The organism is Streptosporangium sp. G12 (assembly GCF_052983175.1).
Genome location: NZ_JBRIQO010000044.1, coordinates 1 through 22,137, shown reverse-complemented (window position 1 = coordinate 22,137; position 22,137 = coordinate 1). Strand labels below are relative to the sequence as shown.

The window sequence follows — 22,137 nt, the reverse complement described above, 5'->3', positions numbered from 1 at the left end:
CGTGACCCGGGTATCGGCCAGGGACTACGGCCGTTGCTTCGTATCGCCGGCTCCGGCGTCCGGCTCGGTGATGCTGGTGTCGTGGTCGCGGAGCATGCGCATGACGGTGGCCGGGGCCGACAGATCCTGCATCTGATGCAATTGGGCGGGGTCCCGCCACATCGGCCTGTGCTTCGGGCCGCCGGGTGTCGGCAAGACGCTGTCGGCCCGGCAGTACGCCCAACGGGACGAACTGGAGACGATGCTTCAAGCCTGGCGGACCAACTCCACCGCCGTCCGCGAGCGAACCGACCTGCACACCCTGCTCTACACTCCGACGGTCGCCAATTCTCCGCGCCTCATCGACAAGGACCTGGTCCGCCTCGGTGAGCACCTGGCCGTCGTCCGTCTGCAGCCACTGGGCGGCGCTCGGGCTCACCCTGTCCGCCGACGACTTCACCGACGCCGAAGCCATCGCCGCCGTCCACCGCATCACCAGCGGCAACTTCCGGCTCGTGCAACGGCTCTTCGCTCAGATCGCTCGCACTCTTGACATCAACACCCTAAAGATGATCACCAAGGAAGTCGTGGAGACCGCTCGCGAGTCCCTCGTCATCGGCATACCGTGATCAACGCTAAATAGCGCTGATAGTTCACCGCCACCGAGCGCCCAAGGTCACAGCCGAGCAGGCGAAACCTGCGTCCGGCCAGTGTGCGACTCCGGCACGTTATCCGGTACATCACCATCGGCGTGGTCCGGTGAGCCCGGCCGCGCGGAAGGTGTCCGCGCTGCGCGGCGGCGGCGTCGATCTGGCCGCGGCCGCCGACGCGTTCCTGTCGACACCACGCCTGGCCAACCCCAACACCCACCGCGCCTACGCCGGCGCCATCGACCGCACCGTTGCCGTGCTCGGCGCGGACCGGTCGCCGGCCGAGATCTCCGGCGATGAGGTCGGCGACGCGCTCACCCGGCTGCGGGGAACGTGCGCGCCGGCGACCTGGAATCGCAACCGCGCCGCGGTCTCCTCCTGGCTCACCCGGTGCCAGACCAAAAAACGCTGGGCCGCCCCATCGGTCCCCGCCGACCTCGATCGCCGCCGGGAAACCCCCGACGAGACCAAGGGCGTCGCCAAGACCACCATCCACCGGCTCCTGTCACGCCGGGACGTCCCGCTGCGGGAGAAGACCCTGTGGCGAATGCTGTACGAAACCGCGGCCAGGGCCTCGGAGATTCTCGCCCTCGACGTCGAAGACCTCGACCTGCGCCAGCTGCGCCACTCAGCGGCCACCCACCTGGGCGACGCCGAGGTACCGCTGCAGCTCATCATGGGCAAAACCCGGCACAGGAACCTCCGCGCCGCCATGCGCCACGTCAAACCCATCACCGAAAACCTCGCCCCACCCCGCCGACGTCACTGACGTCCGCAGTCCGTCATCCAGCCCAGCGGGCTGCAGAGTCACGGGCCCTCGTCCCTGATCACCGGTCAGTCGTCGAAGAGCTGGACGACGGTGACGTTCTTGACCCGGTCGTAGCTGTCGACGATCAGGTACCAGTAGTCGTCGTAGGGCACCTCCAGGCTGATGGGGCTGTAGTCGTAGAAGCCGCCGTGATATTGGTAGGCATCCTCATCGAGGTACGCCTGGTATTCATCGCTGTCCATGAGGCAGACCCGGGCGGTCGAGCCGCGCCAGTCCACCTCGAAGATGGCGCCGGCCCCGGTTTCTCCGAGGTCCCAGTACAGATGCCTCACACATCGTTTGTAGCTGGCCACGTACGGGGCGGGAAGCCGCGTCCCGGAAACGGCAGCGTGGTCACCCGCCGGTCTGCGAATCAGCGATCGCGTGGTTCTGCTCTGCGGGCGGCGAGCTGGTCGTTGGCGGCGGCCTCCATGCTGGTCAAGCGCGCGTGGACTTCGCCGAACTGTTCGTCCAGGCGCGTACGCGGCTGCTCCAGCGCGGTGGGGGCCGGAGCCGGGTGGACGTGCACCGTGGGTCGGAGGTGGATGCCGCGCAAGGCGAACACCGACAGCACGCCCCGGTACAGGACGGTAATACCGGCGACCAAGGAGCAGATCGTCCGGGCAGCCGTCGAGGTACTCGACGGCGAGGGCGTGAACGGGCTGAACATCCGCCGTTTGGGCACACACCTCGGGTCGGCCGCATCGGCGGTGTACTACCACGTCAAGAGTAAGGACAAGCTGGTGGTCCTCGCCGCCGACCACGTGTTCGGCGAGATCCCGCTGCCCGGCACCGCCTTCGGGTGGCGAGAAACCGCCGCGTCGCTGGCGCGTGGAGCGTATGCCATGGTCGTGCGGCACTACTGGTTGATCCCGGCGATGAGCACGCACCTCATCTACGGCCCCGGCAAGGCCCGCTTCGACGAACAATCCCGACGATCTACTAGTCGGCGGGGTTCACCCAAGCCGGGGCCGACCAGGCAGCCGCTACCGTGCTCATGTTCGTGATCGGCGCCGCGCAGGGCCACGCGGCACAGGCGGCCTGGCAGGCGCACCTCCGACGAAACCGGGAGCTCTGGGCCGTCACCGGCGCGAGCCCGGCCTCGAGGTGCCCGGTCTGCTCCGGCCAGATCGTCCTGGCATCGACCGGCCGCCCACCGCGCTACTGCGGCACCCCTTGCCGGAAGGTGACCCATCAATCAGGAGTCCGAGTGGCGGCTCACCGGAGCTATAGGAGTTCCAGGCCTTCATGGTCATAGTTGCGGGCGCATGGCCGTGGTTAAAGTGCCGTCATGCGTGTCGGCCCTCCTGACCCCGGCGGTGACATGGCTCTCCGGCAAGTCCTGCACATTCGCCACCTCGGCCATGGCCCGGGGACTCATGAATTCCGGATGACCGTCGACGAAAAGGGAGACCGCCCGGCGAGTTCTTCGTCATAGGCGAGTCAGGCTCGCAGCGGCGTCACGCACGCACCCGGACAGGGCGCACCTCGACGACGAGTTCGGCGTGGAAGCCGGTCGGCGGCTCGAAGCCGCACATCTCGCGATGACGCGGGGACACGCCCTGCCCGGGTGACGGCGGGGCGGCCGCCGCTCCGGCCCGCACGGCCGGTCGGCCGAGATCGGACGGTGCAAGCGGAAGGGCTCGCCGGGCCCGGCCGGAATCGCATGAGGCATTCGGGGTGATCGAGATGATGGGGTACGCGCTGTCCGAGGTGGAAGGCCGCGCCCGCGAACTGGCCGCCCTCGACCGTTTCCTGACCTCGCTGCCCGACGGCGCCGCGGCCCTCGTCCTGGCCGGCGACGCAGGCATCGGCAAGACCACGGTATGGAACCATGGCGTCGCCCGCGCCGGTGCCCTCGGTCACCGCGTCCTGTCCTGCCGGCCCGCCGAGGCCGAGACCATACTGACGCTCAGCGCGCTGGCCGACCTGCTTCACGGCGTGCTTGAGGACGCGGGCGACATGCTTCCGCCGCTCCAGGCACAGGCTCTGGAGGTGGCGCTCCTCCATCGGACGGAGGCCGAGGGGCCACCGCTGGCCGCGCGTGCCCTCGGCGCCGCCGCGCTGTCGGCGGTGCGGGCCCTGGCGCGGAAGGGTCCCGTGCTGCTGGCGATCGACGACGTGCAGTGGCTGGACGAGGCCAGCGCACAGACGATCGCCTATGTGGTGCGCCGCCTGACGGAGGAGCCCGTGGGCCTGCTCGTGGCGATGCGGGCCAGGCCTCCGGCCGCCGCACCGCTGGGGCTGGCTCAGGCGCTGCCCGCCTCCCGCGTCGGCATGATGTGGCTGGGATCCCTCGGCCTGGGCGCGCTGCGCCGGATGCTGCTGCGGCACACCGGTGAGGAGTGGAGCATGCCGGCGCTCCGCCGCCTCCACCAGGCCTCGGGAGGCAACCCGCTGTACGCCCTGGAGATCGTACGGTCCCTTCGCCGCACCGGCGCCTACCCGGGGCCCGGTGAACCGCTTCCCGTTCCCGAGTCGGTGGCGAAGCTGATGGGTGAGCGGATACGTGCGCTGGGCGAACCCGTCGTCGACGTGCTGCTGCATGTCGCCCTGCTGGCGCACCCGACGGTTACGACGGTGCGGGCGGCGATCGGGGTGCCGGAAGGGCGGCTGTCCTCCCTGACGGTGGCGGAGGAGTCCGGCGTGATCGAGGTCCGGCAGGGCCGGATCGGTTTCACCCACCCGCTGCTGGCCTCCGCCGTCCGCGCGGTGACCTCGTCCGAGCGTCACCGGCGGGTACGACGGCGGCTGGCCGAGGTGGTCTCCGATGTGGAACAGCAGGGCCGGCACCTGGCGCTGTGCGAAGACGGGCCGGACGAGAAGGTCGCGGCACTGCTGGAACAGGGGGCTACCGGCGCCTGGCACCGGGGAAGTCCGGCGGCCGCCGCGGAACTGTGGAACCTGGCGGCGGCCCGTACCCCGCCGGGCGATGTGGACGGTGCCCATCGGCGGACGGTCGCCGAGGCGCGGTGCCTGCTCGCCGCCGGTGACGCCGCTCGCGCCCGTCGCGTGCTGGAGGCGGTGGTGGCGGCCCGGCCGCCGGACCCGCTGCGGTCCCGGGCGCTGCTGCGGCTCGCCGAGGTCGTCTTCTACGAGGGCGGCACGGTCGAGGCGGGCCGGCTGTGCCGGCGCGCGCTGGTCGGTGCCACCGGCCACCCGGACCTGCAGGCGGAGCTGCACCTACGCCGGGCCTGGTTCAGCACCCACGACGCGACCGAGCAGCTGGCCGCCGCCGAGGCCGCCGCCGAGGTGCTTCAGCGGCCGGGGGCGTGTCCGGAGCCCGTGTTGCTGTCGTGCGCCTTGTCCGTACGGGCGATGTACCGGCTCACCAACGGCCTGGGCATCGCCCATCGCGATCTCGAGCGCGCCGCCCGCCTGCTGCCGGCGCAGCCGTCGCGGCACTGGGCCGAGACGTGGAGCCGGCAGAGCCTGGGGGCGTGGGCCAAATGCGTGGATCCGGCCGAGGCGCGCAAGCGCTTCGCGGTCGAGCTCAGCCTGGCCACCGAGTCCGGTGACGAACCCGCGGTCGGGCACGCGCTGATGCACCTCGCCGAGATCGACTGCTGGCTGGGGGACTGGCCGCGGGCCCGTCAGGAGGCGCGGCGGTCCATCGAGGTGATCGAACTGACCGGCCAACGGCGCTGGCTCGGCTTCGGCCGATACGCCCTGGCCCTGGTCGACGCGCATCTCGGTCGCGTCCGTGAGGCCGAGGCCGCCGCCCGGAATGCGTTGGAGCAGGCCGGGGAGTCCGGCGACCCGTACGTGGCCGCCCTGCTGCGGCAGGTCCTCGGCTTCGTCGCGCTGTCCGCGGCGGATCTCGAGCGGGCCGACCATCACCTGAGCCAGGCGGACGGACTGGTCGGCGCCATGAAGATCAAGGAACCGGCGCGCTACATGTTCCACGGCGACCAGATCGAGGCCGCGGCCGCCACCGGCCGGACGGCGCGGGCGCGCAAGCTGCTCGCGCGGCTGCGGAACCGGGCCGAGGTCGCGCCGCGTCCCTGGCTGCTGGCGATCCTGCCCCGTAGCGAGGCGGTCGTCGCCGCGGCCGAGGGCGACCTGGACCGGGCGGCCCGCGCCGCGCAGCGGGCCTTGGACGCATGCGCCGCCCTGCCGATGCCCTTCGAACGCGGGCGCGCCCTGCTGGTGTACGGCAAGGTCCTGCGGGCGAGCAAGCAGAAGATTTCGGCCAGGGACGTGCTGACCCAGGCCGAGCAGACCTTCGACGAGCTGGGTGCACCGCTGTGGTCCGCGCAGGCGGCGGCCGAACTGCGCAGGTGCGGGCAGCGCCGGGTGCCCGATCGCCAGCTGACGCCCACCGAGCAGGAGATCCACCGGCTGGTCGCGTCCGGCCTGACCAACCGTGAGGTGGCCGGACGGATGTTCATCAGCGCCAAGACCGTCGAGGCCAACCTCACCCGCATCTACCGCAAGCTCGGCGTGCGCAACCGCAGCGAGCTGGCGGGGCTCGGTACACGACCCGAGGCCGCCGGCAGCTCCCGCGCCGACTGAGCCGATGCTCCCCGTAGCAGACCGGGGGCGGCGGGCGGACGTTCACGCGGTCGTGGCCGGGGTCCCGTCCGTTCAGGGGACTCCGGCCACGACCTCCCCCGGGCCCGGACAAGCGCTCCGGCGCGGGGGATCGGGAGACCTGGGGCTAGCCGAACTGCACCTTCACGCCGAACTGGTTCTCCGCCCGCTCGATCGGGCTGAAGAACACGTCGAGGGTGACCGGGTCATACCCGTGATGAACGCCTAATGCCTGGTTGAGCACGTACCAGGGGCCTCCGCTGTCGCCCGGCAGGCTGGCCGCCCCCGAGACGCCCACCATGTTCGAAGCGGTCTTCGTGCAGCCGCCGCAGCCGCCCCACGCGAACTGGATGCTCACGCTCGGGTTGTTGATCGCGCCGCAGGTGGTTCCGCTGGTCCGCCCGAAGTGGCAGACGTAGGCCCCCGACATGTAGCCGGAACTGGCGATGCGGGACGTCACGGTGCGTCGTGTGCTGAAGGTGTCCCAGAACTCGGGGACGTCGTCGTGGCCCGTGGTGGTGTGCCACTCCACCTCTCCGTTGGCGCCGATGTGCTCGCTGACGAACGGCGCGGAGAAGGTCGAGACGACCCCGCCGACGGAGTTGTTCTGATCCATCTGGTTGATGCCCTCGCAGTGCGCGGCGGTGAGCACGCCCTCGGCCTGGTCGCTGGTGCGCCGGACGACGAAGGCCGAGGTGCACGCGTAGGCGCCACCGCTGCGGAGGATCGACCCTCCGTACCCGGTGCTGGGAACGGTCAGCCTGGCCCCGGGAGCGAGTTCCTTGATGGAGAAGTCGGAATCCCGCAGGGCGAGCCGGCCTCCGGCCACGCGGGCGGTCAGCTTGTCCCGCAGTGCCCGCCCGCGCAGGTCCGGCTGTTCCCGCTGAAGCGCGAGTGTGAGTCCAATGCGCTGCGTCACCAGGTCGAAGTCCGAGCGGACTTGCGTGAAGCCCAGGTCCTTGGCCGCCGCGTGCAGCGCGTTCTGCCGGGCGACCATCTCGTCGAACGAGTACTTCATCCCGCCGGTCAACTCGACCTCGGGAATGGTGCCGGCCCGCACCGAGTCCGGAATCCGGCCCTTGAAGTAGAGGGTGGCCGGCCTGTTCGCGGTGAAGTCGAACCGGCCTCCGGCGTACGACTGCGCCCGGACGTCCTCGGGCAGCGACTCCACGAGTTTCGTGATCCTCTGCTGGATGGTCAGCCGCCGCTTGGCCTCGGAGACCGAGACCTTCGCCAGGCCCGCGACGGCCGTGGCGTCCCGCTCCAGGGCCTCCTCGGGGGTGGTGAGGGCGCCGTCGTCAGGTGGGGAGGTCTCCGCGGTCACGTCGGGGGCGACATTGGAAACGGGGGGCGGGTCGGCGTGCGCGGGCAGTGCCGGCAGGGCCAGCAGGCTCCCGATGACCAGGAGACCAGCCGCGGCCGTGCGCGGCGTGGCGCGCCGGGCGCCGCTTGTGGCCCGCCCGGTTCTCACGCCTGATGCGAGTCGCATCCGTCGTCCTCCAGTTGCTCGATCGGCGCGCCCGGCCCGCTGCCGGGGCGCTTCCAGGAGCAACGATGGCGTTGGGCCCACCCCCGAGTAATCGGGGAAATCCCTATCGAATGCGGCAGATCGGACAGCGACTCGCTACGGCTCCAGAATCTTGTTCCATGGCGATGTACGTCTCGCTCGGCCAGGGCCGTTACCGGGCCACGGAGCACACTCAGGGACCGTGGGATCCACGGCATCAGCACATGGGAGCGGTCACCGCGCTGCTGGTGCACGAACTCGACCGCGTCCCGAGCCGCCTCCCCGGCCTTCCGGCGGCCTCACGGTCGAGGCGTACGTCGAGCCCTTCGGTGAAGAGAGCCGAGACCAGAAGGTCGTGCAGGTAGGTCGGTGACTGCATGGCCGCCTCTCGAAGGAGGGGACGTCTCGCGAGACGCCCCCTCCTGGTGGAGGGTGGATTACGGGGTGCCGGGCCTGATTCTGACGTAGAAGGCGTCGGAGGGGTTGTTCTGCACTCCTCCTTCGCGGGTTCCCCTGGTGAACACGCGATAGCGGGCGTAGAAGGCCCCCAGGTCACGACCGGCGGCCTGGTTGTGGAGTCCGCTCGTGTTCGAGTCCTGCGCCGCGACCGCGGGTGGCGCGGGCGGCTCCTCCCCCAACCGGACGTCACCGACCTTGAACGTCCGCACGGTGAGGCCCTCCGAGAACGCGCTCTCTCGACCGGGGCGGGGTGTACTTGATCACGGTTCGGTGTCGTGCGATCGGCCGATCTTGACGTGGGAGCACCCATAAGACGTTATTAGAACATATGTTCCCATTCATGCAGGAGGTCCTCGTGCGCCATCCGCTGGTTCGCCGATTAGCCGCTCACTGCGGCGCCGCCGGCCTGCTCACCAGCCTGCTCACCGGCCTGCTCACCGTCGCGGCCCCCGCCGCCTCGGCGGCCGACACCACGACCGACCTCGGGGTGACCTTCGGCTCCTATGCCGCCGACCTGGCCGTCGGCGGCGGCCGGGTGTTCGTCGCCGCCGAGGACCGGATCATCGTGGCCGACACCGGCGGAAACCTCACCGGCGGCGTCGTCACCGGCCTGTCCGACATCCGCGAACTGGCCATGAACGCGGACGACACCCGCCTGTACGCGGCGCTCACCGGTTCGAACGAGGTGGCCGAGATCGACACCGCGAGCCTCGCCGTCACCCGGCGGATCGACCTGTCGGCCCACCCGTGCCCGCAAACCCTGGCGCTGCTGGGCGAGCGGTTGTGGGTGGGGCACGGGTGCGACGACGGCCATGGCGGCGTCGTCGGCCTGGATCTGGGCGCGGCCGCACCGGCGCCGGTGGCGGTCGGGGGCGAGCACCTGAGCGCTCCCGTGCTCGCGGCCGCCGGCGACACGCTCGTGGTCGGCCGGACCGGCCTGCACCACGCCGACATGCTGGTCTACGACGTCGGCGGCGGCACCCCGGAGCTGCGCGGCACGATCGACGGGAGGAAGTGGCGCATGGACTACCTGCGCGACCTCGCCCTGACCTCCGACGGCACCACCCTGTTCGCCGCGGCCGACGCCCCCGGGCACTTCTCCAGGTACGACACCACGACCCTGGCCGCGACCGGCACCTACGGCGACGGCTGGGACGGGTATCCGTCGGCCGTGGCGCTCGGCGCGGGCGGCGCCTACGTCGCCGCGGGACGCCAGTGGGGCAGCACCGACCTCACGCTCTACGACGCCGCGACCGGCGCGGCGATGTTCGCGGCCGACCAGCCGGACGCCGAAACGCTCCCGGACGGCGTCGCGTTCTCCGGCCCGGACGTCTTCGTGCTGCTGCGGAGCTCCGCGGGCCGGCTGCTGCTGTGGCGGGTGACGGGCGTCGCGCTGCCGGCGTCCGATCTGACGGTGACGGCCCCGGCGCGCGCGTGGGCCGGCTCGCCGGTCACCGTCGAGGGGCGGCTCACCCGCGCCGACGGCAAGGCGCTCGGGCTCAAGCCGCTCGCGGTGACCCGGCGCCTGCCCGACGGGAGGAAAAAGCAGATCACCGGCGTGACGACGCAGAAGAACGGCACGTTCACCTTCGAGGACACGCCGCCGGACATCGGCGAGGTGACCTACTTCGTGTTCTGGGACGGCGACGACCGCTACCGCCGAAGCAGCGCCTCCGCCACCGTGATGGTCAGGCACGTGTCCACCCTCACCATGGAAGGACCGCAGTCAGGCGTCGTCGGCACGGCCATGGAGCTGACCGGCGTGCTGACGGCGGGTGGCGAGCCGCCCTCGCCGGGGGCCACGCTCACCGTGCAGCGCAGCGTGTACGTCGACAACGTCAGCGGCGGAAGCGTCAAGCTGCCGCCGGTGAGCGTGAACGCCGACGGCACGTACATGTTCACCGACACGCCCGCCATCGCCGGCAGGTACAGCTACCTCGCGTTGTGGTCGGGGGATGCCACGGCCGGGCCGGCCAAGGCCGTCTATCAGATCATGGTCGAGTGACCTGACGGCCGTGCCCGGCCGTCGGGCCGGGCACGGTCACCCACAGCTGAACCCCGGCTTCTACGACACCTTCGTCAGCGCAGGTCAGACGGTGCCTCGTTGGAAATCTCCTCATTGCTACCGGAACCCCTACCTGGTGACACAACTCTTCACGACACCCCGACTTCGCTTTCTCCTCGGGTGGGCCGAGAACGTGCCGGCATCGCCTTCCGCCGCATCTTCATCCACACCGGCATCGAGTCTTGCCGCTCACCGACTCCCAGCGCCACCCGCGTCACCGCCTGCCTCGTACCCGGGGCCCGACCGGCGACTCAAGATGATCTCGTTGCTGCGGTTTTGGCCCCGATACTGGGACGATGCGCGAGAACACAGGCCTGCATGGCGACGTGCCGCTGTCCGGCGGGCGGATGACCGGCGGGGTCACCCGACGTGGTCACGTGGTGCGGCGGCCGATGGGGCCGTGGTCGCCGGCGGTGCACGAGCTGTTGCGGCACCTGGAGGCCGTCGGGTTCGACGGGGCGCCGCGGGTGCTGGGCACCGAAGGGGACACCGAGGTGCTGAGTTTCCTGGAGGGAGAGGTGGCCTCCGATCCGGAGTGGGAGCCGGGCCGGGGCGCCCGGCTTCCCTCCTGCGCCCGAAGCGAGGAGGGCTTGGCGGCGGTCGGCCGGCTGCTGGCCCGCTTGCACCGTGCCGTCGGTGGGTTCGTCCCGTCCGAGACCGGCTACCGGTTCCGGCCGCACCCGCGCGGCCGGGAACAGATCGTCTCACACGGCGACCTGGGGCCGTGGAACACCGTCTACCGCGGCGATCTGCCGGTGGCGTTCATCGACTGGGACGCGGCCGGGCCGATCGAGCCGGTCACCGAGCTGGCCGCGGCAGCCTGGGCGTTCCTGCCGATCGCCCGTCCAGGGCAGCTGCGTGAGTCCGGGTTCGATCCACTGCCCGACCTGGCGTCCCGGCTGCGGATCCTGGTCGACGCCTATGGCCTGACGGACCGCCTGGCGATCCTGCCGGCACTGCGAAGGACGAAGCTGGAGCAGGCCGGGCAGGTGGCCGACTGGCCGATCGGCCCGGCGGACTCCGCCGTGTCGCTGGAGTTCTTCGCAGCCGAGCTGCGGCTCTTGGAGGAACTGCTGCCGGAGTTCCAGCGGGCGTTGTAGAGGCACGGACGAGAGCGATCATTGCCCCCGTCCCGCGGGCTTCCTTCAAGGCGACCGGGGATGTTGGGTTGGGTCGGACCGGGGCACCCTGCCGTGACCACTCCCGGCGGGTTTCCCCGTCCGATCCAATACGGGGTGTCGGCAAGACTCGCACCATCAGCCCCAAGCCAGGCGTTCGCGCAGCTCAGCCGGCCTGAGCCAAAAGGACGGAACATGCGTTCCCGAAAAGGCCGGGCGTCCCATCGGACGCCCGGCCCGCCACCGGCCCTCTCCCGCGAGGCCGGTCGCTCAGAACTCGCAGTTCTCCTCGGTCTCGCCGGTGCAGGTGTCGGTGTCGGCGCCGCCGTCGGTCGTGTCGTTGCCGCCACGGCCGTTCAGGAAGTCGTCGCCGGTGCCGCCGACGAGGACGTCGCGGCCGCGGCCGCCCCAGAGGGTGTCGTTGCCGGCCGAATCGCTTCCCACGCGCCGCAAGAAGCTCAGTCCGCATAAGCCCAAAACCCGCAGTCGATCGTGCATGGGATCGCATTCCCGCTGTTCGGAGGTTGGAGGGAAGGCGCGGGAACGCGCCAGACGGATCGAGTCCTATATATCGGATAAAGGGTCGTTATCACGTACATCGCCGACATCATGGCACCGTTGACCGGCAGCGGCGCTAAGACGGCGGCCGCGCGACCCGGTCACATCGTCCAGTACTAGTTAAGAGGCCCGCTCACCGCTTGTGCCGCGGGCCTGCGTGAAAATTTCAGCCTCGACGTGCGCGGATGCCTGCCCGCGCCCCCGGCGCTGGTCGGTCCGACCTGCCCGGTCTTATGGTGACAATCTCGAACCTCCGGCCTCCCGCGAGAGGGACACCATGGCACTCAGCGTTCGTCATCCTGCCCGGGTTCTGCGCCTCGTCCTCGTCATCGCCCTGACGCTGACCGCCGGCGCGGTGCTGTTCGCTCCCACCGCCCTCGCCGCCACCTATCGCTCGGCCACCTCCTCGGGCTGGGGCCCCAGCCCGAATGCGGGAAGGGCGGCCGCCGAAGGCAACGCCCGCGCCGCGCTGAACCAGCAGGCCGCCGCGGCGGGCGAGGTCTGCTCAGGCGTGTCCGTCACCACCAGGCACCTCTACACCGCGCCCGACGGTTCGGCGTGGATCTATGAGGCGACCGCGTCGGGCAATTGCGTGGTCCCGCTGCTCACGTCGCCGCTGTCGCGCGCCGAGACCCGTTAGGGCGGCACGAGCCCATACGGGGTGCCACCGAAACACGGCAGAGACACGGGGCTGAGGAACAGCGGAACAGCCATCGGCGATGAGAAAAAACTTGCTGCCTGTGTGGCCGTGAGCTGCTCGGCGACGACGTAGGGGTCGGTCGCCTCCCACGCCACCTCAGTCCAGGAGGCGTTCTCGGCGACGTCGACGGCCGCACGGCAGGCCGGGACGCCATGCTCGCGAGGCCGGTCTCCCATCGACTCCCAGCACGAGGCGCAGCGCACGAACGCCACCTTCTCGGCCATCGCCGGGTCGGTGTCAGCCACGGCCGCCTGCCCACCTGCGGACGAGTCGGCGGTGTTGACGAGTGCGATGGCGACCGGGCCGGTGAAGACCACGCGCATGAACGAGGGGGTCCGGCGGCGAGGCCGGGTGGGTCACGGCGGCGGGCACCGCCGGTGGCGGTGTCGATGACCGAGACGGTGTCGGCGCCCCTGGAGGCTCTCAGCGCCGCCACGACCGTCGCTGCGCCCAGGGTGGTGTTCGGTGCACCCGCAACGGCGCCCGCTCACCGCTGGGCGCCGCGCTGTGGGCGGCCCGCAGCCACATCCCGGTCACCTCCGCCGGAACCCACCCCGGCCCCTACCTCAACCCGCGAGCCGTCAGCACCGCCCGCCGCCACGGCCTGCACCTGGGCCGCTCTCACACCGCCCACATCCGCGACGTGCTCGACCCCGGCGACCTGGTCGTCGCCGTCTGCGACAAGGCCTATGAGGAACTGGGCCCCGACCCCCGGCGCGTGCACTGGTCGGTTCCCGATCCCGGGCCGATCGACACCGACGAGATCTTCGAAGATGTCATGTCCCAGCTCACCGAGCGCGTCGACCGGCTGACCGCCCTGACCGCCACCCCGGCGGCGCCGCCCCGAGATGGCGGCCCTCACTCCCCGGCGCCGTAGAGCCCGCCATGATCCGTGCGCGGCGAGCCTCACCATTTTCGCCGAGCGGTGCGCCATGGCGGCGTGCCTGCGCCGCTTTCGCAGACAAGGACCCGTACGCCATGGATCCGATCTTGCACTTGCAGGACCTGCACCTGCGTCTCGGTGACCGGTTCATCGCCCGGGGGTGCACCTGCGGGTCCGGCGCGGTCAGATCGCGGCTGTGACCGGCCCGAGCGGCAGCGGCAACCGAACCCCGCCGGTGATTCGGGCACGCGCCCACGCCACACCACGGCCCCCCACCGAGACGGTCGCTCCACCGAGCCGGGCCGCAGAGGCCCGCAACGCGCGCTGCTCGTCCTCACGCGGCCGGACGACCCGCCGTGGGCCGCTGGCTGCTGTGGCCGGTGACCCACATCCGGGATGTCCGCACCGAGTTCCCGGTCAAGCGGGTTTTGCCTCTCAGCCGTGCGTGTTCTCAAAAGTCGTGACCGTCTCCATTGCCGAGGACACGATCTTCTCGCAAGCCGGGTGACCCGCGCAGATCGGCTTACTTCGGGGTTAGGGACACGTTCGGGGGAGGCCGTCACAGGTGACGCGGCAGCCCGCCGCCGCTACCGGCGGGCGGCGTGAGAGGGCAGCCTGGCCGCCGCCGGGACGCCGAGCGCGGCGACGGCGGCGAGAAGCAGCAGCGTGGGCCCCATCGCGCCGCCGAAGGCCGCGGCCGTCCACCGCGGTCCCCCGCCACCGGCGTGTCCGGCGGCCAGGCCGGGCGCGATGAGCGTGATCGACGTGGTGGCCAGGGCGATGCCCAGCGCCGGGCCGATGTTCATGACGGTCTGCTTCAGTCCGCCGGACACGCCCGCGTCGTCGGCGGATGCCTGCTGCACGACGACGGCCGTCGCCGTGACCATCACCGTGCTGAAGCCGGCGCCCAGCATGAGGAACGCCCCCGTCATCACCGGCGAGGCCGCCGGCCGGTCCGCGCCGGCCAACAGCAGCATTCCCAAGCTGACCAGGGCCATCGCCGCCAGGGCCGTCCGTCGGGGACCCTGCCGGCGCAGGAGCACGGCGGCGACCGGCGCGCCGACCACCATCATCACCGCCGGCGGCAGCATGCGCAGCCCGGCCTGCAGCGGGTCCAGCGCCAGGACCTCCTGCAGGAAGTAACTGCCGACGAACAGTGCCCCGAACATCGCCGCGGCGGCTGTCAGCAGGACCGCCAGCGCCGCGGTCAGCGTCCCCGACGCGAGCACGTGCCGGGGTATCAGCGGGTGGGCGGCGATCCGCTGGTGCCGGACGAACGCGCCGCCCGCCGCGACGGCCGCGGTCAGGCTGAGCGCGGTGCCCGCGGTCCATCCCGCGCGCGGTGCCTCTGCCAGGGTGTGGACCAGGCACGCCAGGGCCGCGGCCAGCAGGCAGGCGCCGGTCAGGCCGAGCCGGCCGGCACCGACACCGGTGCCGCGCGGTGCCGGTGCGCGGACGGCCAGAGCCGCCACGCCGATCGCGAGCGCGGGGGCGATGTTCAGGAGGAACACCGAACGCCAGCCGAAGTGGGCGGTCAGCGCGCCGCCGAGGAGCGGGCCGACGGCGGCCGCCAGGCCGATGGCGCTGTTGCGCACCGCGATGGCCATCGGGAGCCGGTCAGGCGGGAACGCGGCGCGGAGCATCCCGAGGGTGGCCGGTTGCAGCAGCGCGCCGAAAAGTCCTTGGGCGACGCGCAGGCCGATGACCCAGCCGATGCCGGGTGCCAGCGCGATCGCCGCCGAGGTGGCGGCGAAGCCCAGGGTCCCGGCGGCGAAGACCTCCCGGTGACCGTAGCGGTCGCCGAGCCTGCCGGCGAGGACGAGCAGGGCGGCCACGGCGATGAGATAGCCGGTGCTGGTCCACTGGACCTGCGCGAACGAGGCGTGCAGGTCCCGTTGCATGGCGGGCTGGGCGATGGTGAGCACGGTTCCGTCGAGAGCGACGATGGCCGCCCCCGTGACGCTGCCGGCCAGCGTGAGGTGGCGGTGACGTCCCGGTCTCACCGCGGTTCCGGCCCGAGGTGCGCCTCCAGCGCGGCCCGCAGCAGCGATTCGAGCTCGGTCGATCCGGTGGTCAGCTGCAGGCTGCCCCAGGCCCACAGCTGGGCGATGCCGTGCGCGTTCGCCCACAGCACGCCCGCGGCGATCCGCGGGTCCACGCCCGGCCGCAGGCCTGCCCGGGTCAGCAGATCCACCACGACGTGGAACAGCGGCAGGCTGGCTTCCCGCAGGCCCAGATGGTTGCTCTCGAGCAGGTCGTGGCGGAACATCAGCTCATACATGCCGCGGTTGGCCAGCGCGAAGCCGAGATATGCCCGGCCCAGCGTCGTCAACTGCGCGCGCGGATCCGCCCGGCCGTCGTCCAGCGCCCGGACGACCTCGGCGCCCAGGGCCGCGAAGCCCTCCCGCGCGATGGCGGAGAGCAGTTCCAGGTGGGTGGGGAAATAGCGGCGCGGTGCGCCGTGCGAGACTCCGGCCCGACGGGCGATCTCACGCAGTGACAGCGCCTGCGTCCCCTCTCGGGTCACCAAATCCACGCCGACCTCTACCAGGCGGGCCCGCAGCCCGGCGTCCTCCTCGCGCATAGACACTGTCTACCAGCGTCCAGTAGACAGTGTCTACCCACCCGTGGATCGACGGGACGCCCCCATGCCCGCTTCTGGGGGCACCGCCTCTCTCAACAGGGCGGTGCGGCGCTGCGGGTGGCGGGTGCGCTAGTCGTTGTCCTGCTCGACGGCCTCCCACAGGAAGGCGCTGCTGCCGGTGATCTGGCTGCTGCGGGAGTCGAACGTCGCCGAGCCGTTCACCGCGTCGTCGTCCTCGGCCGCCGTCACGGTGAGAGGTTGAGGGATGTCCCAGTTGTCCGGGGTGAAGGTCAGCGGCGGTCCGGCGGACAGGTCCGTGTCGCCGTAGACCCGCGCGGTGCCCACGATGACGTTGCCCGGGGGCCGCTGGCTGAGCCGTACCTGGACGCTCGCCGTGCCGCCCTCGGGCACCGTGAGGTCGGAGGGGGAGATGAGGATCCGCAGCCGCGGGGGTGAGGGCGAGGGGCTGGGTGAAGGGGTGGGACTCGGCACTAGCTTGACCGTGCACGGCACGCCGTTGAGGGCGAAGTCCGTCGGCGGCGGGTTGCTGCCGGTCCAGGTTCCGTTGAAGCCGATGTTGAAGGTCCTTCCGGAACTGATCGATCCGCCCCACGCGGGGTTTCTGGCGGTGACCCGCTGGCCGCTCTGGCTCCACTGCGCGCTGAAGCCACCGGTGATCCGCTGGGTGCTCGGGAAGGTGAAGGTCAGCGCCCAGCCCGTGAGCGGGTCTCCGGTGTTGGTGATGTCGATGAAGGCGGTGAAGCCGCCCGACGAGGTGCCCCAGGTGTGCGAGGTATAGGTCACAGCGCAACCGACCGCCGCGTCGGCCGAGGTTGCCGTGCCGCCTATGACGGCCCCGGCCGCGAGCAGCGCGGTGGCCGCGGCCGACGTCAGAACCCTGTTCCGTGACAAGCCCTTACCGAGTTTCACTAATGACCGACCTCCCGTTGAGACACCCCGTTGGCCGCCGCCCGTCTGCGTCGGCGGTTTCAGGTTCGGACGGTTCTCGGAGGATGTACAGACACCGTCGTCGCCCGTACGGTCACCGCCTCCTCTGAGCCCGTGCGAGACCTGGGGAAGAGCCTTCGAGACCTCGGGAAACGCCGCCCTCGTCCCCGCCGTCCAGGCGGGGGCGGCAGGCGGAACCGGATGAAAGATTCACGCGGCGCCGGCGGGCCGCCGGTGACGATCAGCACGTCCTCGCCGCGTCCCAGCACCGGCTGGAGCCGCACCACGACCACCGACATCACCACGGCGTCGAGCACCGTCACCCACCAGGGCCACGACGGCAGGAGAAAGTAGTAGAACAGCCAGGACGCCGGCGCGATGTACAGCGCCACCCGCAGCCGTCGCACGTCCCGGTCCAACCCACTTTCGATCAGGGCTTTGGCCGGCTCGCCGCCCTTTCGGCGCCCGTCTCGTCCGTCCACCCGGGCCGCCGACCTCCCGGAGGTCGGCGGCCGGATCCCGCGGGTGGAGGCGCGTCGCCGGATGCGCACCGGTCATCCGGCGGATGGGCCGAGCGCGTGGCCGATGCGCGCGTGCAGCGTTCCGAAGCGCTCGACGAGCTCGGCCGGTTCGTGGACGGTGAACTCGAAGCCGAGCAGGGTCACGTGCAGGGCGAGCCCGTCGAGGGAGTCCGAGCCGACCCACAGGGTGCAGCTGCGCTCGTCGACCGCTTCGATCACCCCTGTTTCGGCCGATACCCGTTCGGCCACCCGTGCCGCCGGGGCGTACATGGTGAACCGCGCCCGGTGGCGATATCGGCCGACGCCCACGGCCCAGGACGCGTACCCGCCGATGTCGTCGGCGGGCGGCTCGCGGGGACTGAACCGGGGACCGGCCGGGGTCCGGGTCCGCAGCCGGTCGACCCGGAAGGTCCGCCAGTCCGCCCGGTCGAGGTCGTAGGCCACCAGGTACCAGCGGTGCCCGGCGTGGACGAGCTTGTACGGCTCGACCGTGCGGGTGCTCTCGGTGCCGTCATGGCTGCGGTAGTCCATGCGCAGCCGCTGGTGGTCGCGGCAGGCCGCGGCGATCGTGGTCAGCGCCTCAGCCGAGACGACCGCGCCCGGCCGGTGCTGGGCCACGATGGCCGCGTCCAGCGTCGCGACCCGGTATCGCAGCCGGGGAGGCAGGACCTGTTCCAGTTTCGCCAGAACCCGCATCGACGTCTCCTCGATCCCGGCCACCGTACCGTTGGCCGCGGTGCGCAACCCCACCGCGACCGCGACGGCCTCCTCGTCGTCGAGCAGCAGCGGTGGCATGGCGGCCCCGGCACCCAGCCGGTATCCGCCGACGTTCCCGATCGTGGCGTGCACCGGATAGCCGAGCTCGCGCAGCCGATCGATGTCACGGCGCACGGTGCGCACCGTCACCCCCAGCCGCTCGGCCAGCTGCGGACCGGTCCAGTCCCGGCGCTGCTGCAACAACGACAACAGCCGGAGCAACCGGGCGGACGTCTCAAGCATGCCCCCATTGTGCATCGCAACGAGGACAGTGGCTGACCTCGTTGGCTGACATGATCGTCTCAGTGACCGCCGCCGACCGGAGCAGACGCCGGACGGCGTGGTGCCGGCGGGTCCTTCGCCCGGAACATCGGTCACGGGTCTTCAGGCGGGTTCGCGACCGGGCCCAGCGACGCGAACACGCCCAGTCAGGGCACCACCCCGCGCACGCGGCCGAGCGCTTCGTGCCGACACAGAGGAGTCGTGTGTTGAACAGCGAGATCAAGCCGTTCCAGGTCCACATTCCGCAATCCGAGCTGGACGATCTGCAGCGGCGCCTGTCCGCCGTTCGCTGGCCCGGCCAGATTCCGGACGTCGGCTGGAGCCGCGGCGTGCCGGTGGATCATCTGAAGGAACTGACCGAGTACTGGACCACGACATACGACTGGCGCGCGACGGAGAAGCGGCTCAACCGGCACCCGCAGTTCACCACCCGGATCGACGGGCTGGACCTGCACTTCATGCACGTCCGCTCACCCCACCCGCAGGCGTTCCCGCTGATCCTCGCGCACGGCTGGCCCGGGTCGATCGCGGAGTTCCTGGATGTGATCGAGCCGCTGACCGACCCCGACGACCCGGCCGACGCCTTCCACCTCGTGATTCCCTCGCACCCGAACTTCGGGTTCACCGGGCCTGTCGCGGCGGGCTGGGACGCGCGCCGCATCGCCACCGCCTACGCCGAGCTGATGTCCAGGCTCGGCTACGACAGGTACGGGGCGCAAGGCGGCGACTTCGGCTCGATCATCGTGCCCGACCTCGGGCGGGTGGACCCCGAACACGTCGCCGGTGTGCACGTCAACGCGGCCACCGTCGGGTTCATCCCTCTCGGCGACGTGCCCGCGGACACGGTCCTCACCGACGCCGAGCAGGCCAGGCTCGACCGGATGAACCAGTTCCTCTCCGACGGCAACGGCTACTTCCAGATCCAGGCCACCCGCCCGCACACGCTCGGCTTCGCCCTGGCCGACTCCCCGGTCGGCCAGCTCGCCTGGATCGGCGAGAAGTTCCACGACTGGTCCCACCCCGCGGGCTCGATCGGAGCCGACCACGTCATCACCCACGCGATGATCTACTGGCTGACCAACACCGGCACGTCCTCGGCCCAGATGTACTACGAGTCCATGCACACCGGCAACTGGCCCACGCCTTCCCAGGTGCCCACCGGCGTGGCCAACTTCGCCGAGGACATCGCGATCCGCTCCTTCGCCGAACCACTCAACAACATCACCCGCTGGACCGAGTACGACCGCGGCGGGCACTTCGCCGCGCTTGAGGTTCCCGACTTGTTCGTGGACGAGCTGCGCACCTTCTTCCGTACCATCCGCTGAACATCCGGCCACCGTGTCCCGGCTGGAGCTTCGACCGGGAACGCCCTGCTCCTCCTGAAGGAGGAGCAGGGCGTTCCTCGCATTGCGGGAGCAGTCCCCGAGACGCATCAGACCTCGTCGTGCGGAATGTCGGCGAGCTTCTCCGGGACCAGGTAGCGGGTGGACTCGCCGGCCCGCAGCACGGTCGGCGGCAGGCCGATCTCGGTGTCGAGGCTTCCGTGGGTGGCGGCGGTTTTCCGCGCAGGTGCGGGGCCATCGGCGGCATGGCCCCGTCGACGACGGCCGCGCCGCCGATGCTCTTGCCGCGCTGCCCCGCGGCGGCAGCGCGGCCTCGGCTCCGAGGGCGGTTACAGAGCGGTCATCTCAAGGCTGACCACGTACGAGTACGCCGTCTGCTCGGTCCCGGTGAGGGTCCTCGTGATGGTCCTGGTGGCGCCCGTGGCGAGCCCGGCGCACGTGCTGCCGAGGGCGGTCACCGTGCCGAGCAGGTCGCCCTGCCCCCAGGCCGGGCCGTCGGTCTCGCGCAGCTCGAAGGCCACGTCCTGGGTGCTCTGGATGATCGAGGTCGGGTCTTCGAAGTCGCCGGGATCCCCGTCGCCACCGGCGTTCATGCCGAAGTAGTTGGCGTTGAGCGTGGGGAACAGGTTCCCACCGACCAGGAACCGGACCTCGTCCCGGCCGTCCCGGTCGGCCACGTTGCCGGCGTCGATGTCGTACAGTTCCACGCGGCACGAGCCGGCCATGGCGGCCGCCGGGGTCGCGGCCAGCGCCATCGGCGCCACCAGACCTCCGGCCAGGGCGAGTGCGGCGATCACCTTACGAGAATGCATGCTGCTCCTCCTGGAGACGCTGACGTTCCGCGACCGTCGCGAAACGCGGCATCAGAGTCGCGGACGCGGCGTGAGCACATCGTGAGATCACAGGTCAACGGCATAGAGCACACGATCTCCGTGCCTTCTGACACAGCCGGGCGGCAGGCACGCGCCTACCGTCCTCGTATGGGAGACTCCTTCAGCCTGCTGCTGCTCGGCACGCCCGAGCTGGCTGTCGGGGGAAGGCCGGTGCGGATCCGTTCCGCCAAGACCCGGGCGCTCCTGTGCTACCTCGCCACCACGCCGGGGGCGCGCTCGCGGGCCGAGCTCGCGGGGCTGCTGTGGGGCGAGCGTCCCGACGCCAACGCCAGGGGCAGCCTTCGGCTGGCACTGTCGGAGCTGCGCAGGGACGTGGGCGGCTGGCTCGACATCACCCGCGACCACGTCGGCTTGCGCGCCGGCGACGGCTGCTTCGTGGACTACCGGCAGCTCACCCGGGACCCGACGGTGGCGGGGGCGCTCCGGTTGTGGCGCGGGGAGTTCCTGGACGGTCTCTCCTTCGGGGACGCGCCCGCGTTCGCCGGGTGGCTGGAGTGCGAGCGGCGGCGGGCCCGGCTGGTGCTGCGCGAGCTGCTCGTGCGCGCCGGGCCCGCCGCCTGCGAACACGTCGTGCGGCTGGCCAGGATCGTGACGGAGCTGGACCCGTACGACGAGGAGGCCCACCGGGTGCTGATCGCCTCCCTGGCCGGGTCCGGGAACCGGGCCGCGGCCCTGGCCTGCTACGAGGAGCTGCGCCTGCGGCTGGCGCGCGAGCTGGGCGTCGATCCCGCACCCGAGACCCGCGCGCTCCGCCGGGACCTCACGCCCCGGCCCGCGACCGTCCGCCGGGCCGCCCCGCCGGTCCCCGGGGCGGAGCTGGTCGGCCGCGAGTCCGACATTCGCCGCCTGCGTGCCCTGCTGTCCCGGGAACGCCTGATCACCCTGTCGGGCCCGGGCGGCATCGGCAAGACCCGCCTGGCCATCGCCGCGGCGGAGGCCGGGGACCGGGATGCCGCGTCCCTCTCCCCCGCGAGGACCTCCACGGGGACCGGGAGGCACGACGCCGACTCCCCTTCCTCCGCGAAGCCCGGTGAGCACGACACCGCGTTCCCCTCCGCGACGGATGTCGCGTTCGTGTCTTTTGTCGGGGTACGGGCGGAGGCGGCCGTGACGACGCTCGCACGCCGGCTCGGCGTGGACCTCTCCCCGCCGCGGCCCGCCGCCGAGCTGCTGCTCGCCGCCCTCGCCGGTCGCTCGACGCTGCTGGTGCTCGACAATCTCGAACATCTGCCGTCCTTCGACGGGGTGATCGCGGAGATCCTGCGGGTGGCGCCGGGCCTGCGGGTGCTGGCGACCAGCCGGCGGCGGCTGGACGTGCCCGGACAGGTGATCGTCCCGGTGGAGGGGCTCGCCGAGCCGGCCGCCGAGGCGTTGTTCGTCGCGCGGGCGCTCAAGGCCCGGCCGGGGTTCGACCCCGAGCGCGAGGCCCCGCTGGTGGCCGCGATCTGCGCCGCGACCGGCGGGCTGCCGTTGGCGATCGAGCTGGCGGCCGGCCTGCTGCGTGCCGTGCCGTGCGCCGACCTGGCCGAACGCCTGGGCGTGGACACGGG

22 protein-coding genes and 1 pseudogene are annotated in these 22,137 nt (G+C 71.5%); 11 read left to right on the top strand and 12 right to left on the bottom strand.

Features of this window, described 5'->3' with window-relative positions; genetic code table 11:
- Positions 1–160: 160 nt before the first annotated feature.
- Positions 161–532, top strand: a complete 372-nt coding sequence (locus ACVCAG_RS42370) for an AAA family ATPase (RefSeq protein WP_440089004.1) — start codon at positions 161–163, stop codon at positions 530–532.
- Positions 533–738: 206 nt separating this feature from the next.
- On the top strand, positions 739–1,398 hold the full coding sequence (locus tag ACVCAG_RS42365; RefSeq protein ID WP_440088944.1) for a hypothetical protein: 660 nt from the start codon (positions 739–741) through the stop codon (positions 1,396–1,398).
- 65 nt (positions 1,399–1,463) lie between these two features.
- On the opposite strand, the gene ACVCAG_RS42360 is transcribed toward ACVCAG_RS42365, so the two are convergent.
- Complete coding sequence (locus ACVCAG_RS42360) at positions 1,464–1,730, bottom strand: DUF1883 domain-containing protein (RefSeq protein ID WP_440088943.1); 267 nt, start codon at positions 1,728–1,730, stop codon at positions 1,464–1,466.
- A gap of 80 nt (positions 1,731–1,810) precedes the next feature.
- The gene (locus ACVCAG_RS42355) at positions 1,811–2,044 is read right to left on the bottom strand and encodes a hypothetical protein (protein ID WP_440088942.1); all 234 of its coding nucleotides are present in this window, start codon (positions 2,042–2,044) and stop codon (positions 1,811–1,813) included.
- Positions 2,045–2,090: 46 nt separating this feature from the next.
- Here ACVCAG_RS42355 and ACVCAG_RS42350 point away from each other — a divergent pair, with 46 nt between their 5' ends.
- Together ACVCAG_RS42350 and ACVCAG_RS42345 are read left to right on the top strand one after the other, a co-directional pair.
- Positions 2,091–2,444 carry a hypothetical protein gene (locus tag ACVCAG_RS42350; protein WP_440088940.1) on the top strand — a complete coding sequence of 118 codons (354 nt, stop codon included), beginning with the start codon at positions 2,091–2,093 and terminating at the stop codon, positions 2,442–2,444.
- A 682-nt stretch (positions 2,445–3,126) separates the two neighbouring features.
- Positions 3,127–5,952, top strand: a complete 2,826-nt coding sequence (locus tag ACVCAG_RS42345) for an AAA family ATPase (protein WP_440089002.1) — start codon at positions 3,127–3,129, stop codon at positions 5,950–5,952.
- Between the two features lie 145 nt (positions 5,953–6,097).
- On the opposite strand, the gene ACVCAG_RS42340 is transcribed toward ACVCAG_RS42345, so the two are convergent.
- The 3 genes from ACVCAG_RS42340 to ACVCAG_RS42330 all read right to left on the bottom strand — a co-directional run bounded on the left by ACVCAG_RS42340 (position 6,098) and on the right by ACVCAG_RS42330 (position 8,145).
- The gene (locus ACVCAG_RS42340; protein ID WP_447191497.1) at positions 6,098–7,459 is read right to left on the bottom strand and encodes a S1 family peptidase; all 1,362 of its coding nucleotides are present in this window, start codon (positions 7,457–7,459) and stop codon (positions 6,098–6,100) included.
- Positions 7,460–7,694: 235 nt separating this feature from the next.
- Positions 7,695–7,856, bottom strand: a complete 162-nt coding sequence (locus ACVCAG_RS42335) for a hypothetical protein (RefSeq protein ID WP_447191496.1) — start codon at positions 7,854–7,856, stop codon at positions 7,695–7,697.
- Between the two features lie 58 nt (positions 7,857–7,914).
- Positions 7,915–8,145, bottom strand: coding sequence for a hypothetical protein (locus ACVCAG_RS42330; RefSeq protein ID WP_440088937.1), 231 nt, complete (start codon positions 8,143–8,145; stop codon positions 7,915–7,917).
- Between the two features lie 131 nt (positions 8,146–8,276).
- Between ACVCAG_RS42330 and ACVCAG_RS42325 the strand changes: the two genes are divergently transcribed.
- Both ACVCAG_RS42325 and ACVCAG_RS42320 read left to right on the top strand, forming a co-directional pair.
- Positions 8,277–9,941: a YncE family protein gene (locus tag ACVCAG_RS42325; RefSeq protein WP_447191495.1), complete on the top strand. Its 1,665-nt coding sequence runs from the start codon at positions 8,277–8,279 to the stop codon at positions 9,939–9,941.
- Between the two features lie 356 nt (positions 9,942–10,297).
- The gene (locus ACVCAG_RS42320) at positions 10,298–11,101 is read left to right on the top strand and encodes a phosphotransferase (RefSeq protein ID WP_440088935.1); all 804 of its coding nucleotides are present in this window, start codon (positions 10,298–10,300) and stop codon (positions 11,099–11,101) included.
- A gap of 288 nt (positions 11,102–11,389) precedes the next feature.
- Here ACVCAG_RS42320 and ACVCAG_RS42315 read toward each other — a convergent pair whose 3' ends face one another.
- The gene (locus ACVCAG_RS42315) at positions 11,390–11,563 is read right to left on the bottom strand and encodes a calcium-binding protein (RefSeq protein WP_440088933.1); all 174 of its coding nucleotides are present in this window, start codon (positions 11,561–11,563) and stop codon (positions 11,390–11,392) included.
- A gap of 391 nt (positions 11,564–11,954) precedes the next feature.
- Between ACVCAG_RS42315 and ACVCAG_RS42310 the strand changes: the two genes are divergently transcribed.
- Positions 11,955–12,317 (top strand): hypothetical protein, encoded by a 363-nt coding sequence (locus ACVCAG_RS42310; protein ID WP_440088932.1) that lies wholly within the window; start codon positions 11,955–11,957, stop codon positions 12,315–12,317.
- Here ACVCAG_RS42310 and ACVCAG_RS42305 read toward each other — a convergent pair.
- Complete coding sequence (locus ACVCAG_RS42305) at positions 12,314–12,700, bottom strand: hypothetical protein (protein WP_440088931.1); 387 nt, start codon at positions 12,698–12,700, stop codon at positions 12,314–12,316. The genes ACVCAG_RS42310 and ACVCAG_RS42305 overlap by 4 nt on opposite strands.
- Positions 12,701–12,855: 155 nt before the next feature.
- Here ACVCAG_RS42305 and ACVCAG_RS42300 point away from each other — a divergent pair.
- A pseudogene (locus ACVCAG_RS42300) lies at positions 12,856–13,254 on the top strand (arsenate-mycothiol transferase ArsC); the annotation flags it as partial.
- Positions 13,255–13,847: 593 nt separating this feature from the next.
- Here the strand turns inward: ACVCAG_RS42300 and ACVCAG_RS42295 are convergent.
- The 3 genes from ACVCAG_RS42295 to ACVCAG_RS42285 all read right to left on the bottom strand — a co-directional run bounded on the left by ACVCAG_RS42295 (position 13,848) and on the right by ACVCAG_RS42285 (position 16,756).
- Positions 13,848–15,263 carry an MFS transporter gene (locus tag ACVCAG_RS42295; RefSeq protein WP_447191494.1) on the bottom strand — a complete coding sequence of 472 codons (1,416 nt, stop codon included), beginning with the start codon at positions 15,261–15,263 and terminating at the stop codon, positions 13,848–13,850.
- Positions 15,260–15,844 (bottom strand): WHG domain-containing protein, encoded by a 585-nt coding sequence (locus tag ACVCAG_RS42290; RefSeq protein ID WP_440089000.1) that lies wholly within the window; start codon positions 15,842–15,844, stop codon positions 15,260–15,262. Before ACVCAG_RS42290 ends, ACVCAG_RS42295 begins: the two co-directional genes overlap by 4 nt.
- Before the next feature lie 129 nt (positions 15,845–15,973).
- On the bottom strand, positions 15,974–16,756 hold the full coding sequence (locus ACVCAG_RS42285) for a cellulose binding domain-containing protein (RefSeq protein ID WP_447191493.1): 783 nt from the start codon (positions 16,754–16,756) through the stop codon (positions 15,974–15,976).
- 237 nt (positions 16,757–16,993) lie between these two features.
- Between ACVCAG_RS42285 and ACVCAG_RS42280 the strand changes: the two genes are divergently transcribed.
- Positions 16,994–17,146, top strand: coding sequence for a hypothetical protein (locus ACVCAG_RS42280; protein ID WP_447191492.1), 153 nt, complete (start codon positions 16,994–16,996; stop codon positions 17,144–17,146).
- A 200-nt stretch (positions 17,147–17,346) separates the two neighbouring features.
- Here the strand turns inward: ACVCAG_RS42280 and ACVCAG_RS42275 are convergent, their stop codons facing one another.
- A complete protein-coding gene (locus ACVCAG_RS42275) occupies positions 17,347–18,312 on the bottom strand; it encodes a WYL domain-containing protein (RefSeq protein WP_440088925.1) in 966 nt (321 codons plus the stop codon).
- Between the two features lie 242 nt (positions 18,313–18,554).
- Here ACVCAG_RS42275 and ACVCAG_RS42270 point away from each other — a divergent pair, with 242 nt between their 5' ends.
- Positions 18,555–19,676 carry an epoxide hydrolase family protein gene (locus tag ACVCAG_RS42270; RefSeq protein WP_447191491.1) on the top strand — a complete coding sequence of 374 codons (1,122 nt, stop codon included), beginning with the start codon at positions 18,555–18,557 and terminating at the stop codon, positions 19,674–19,676.
- Between the two features lie 347 nt (positions 19,677–20,023).
- Here ACVCAG_RS42270 and ACVCAG_RS42265 read toward each other — a convergent pair whose 3' ends face one another.
- Complete coding sequence (locus ACVCAG_RS42265; RefSeq protein ID WP_440088921.1) at positions 20,024–20,506, bottom strand: hypothetical protein; 483 nt, start codon at positions 20,504–20,506, stop codon at positions 20,024–20,026.
- 168 nt (positions 20,507–20,674) lie between these two features.
- Here ACVCAG_RS42265 and ACVCAG_RS42260 point away from each other — a divergent pair.
- The coding region (locus ACVCAG_RS42260; protein WP_447191490.1) for a BTAD domain-containing putative transcriptional regulator at positions 20,675–22,137 on the top strand (1,463 nt) is incomplete at its 3' end.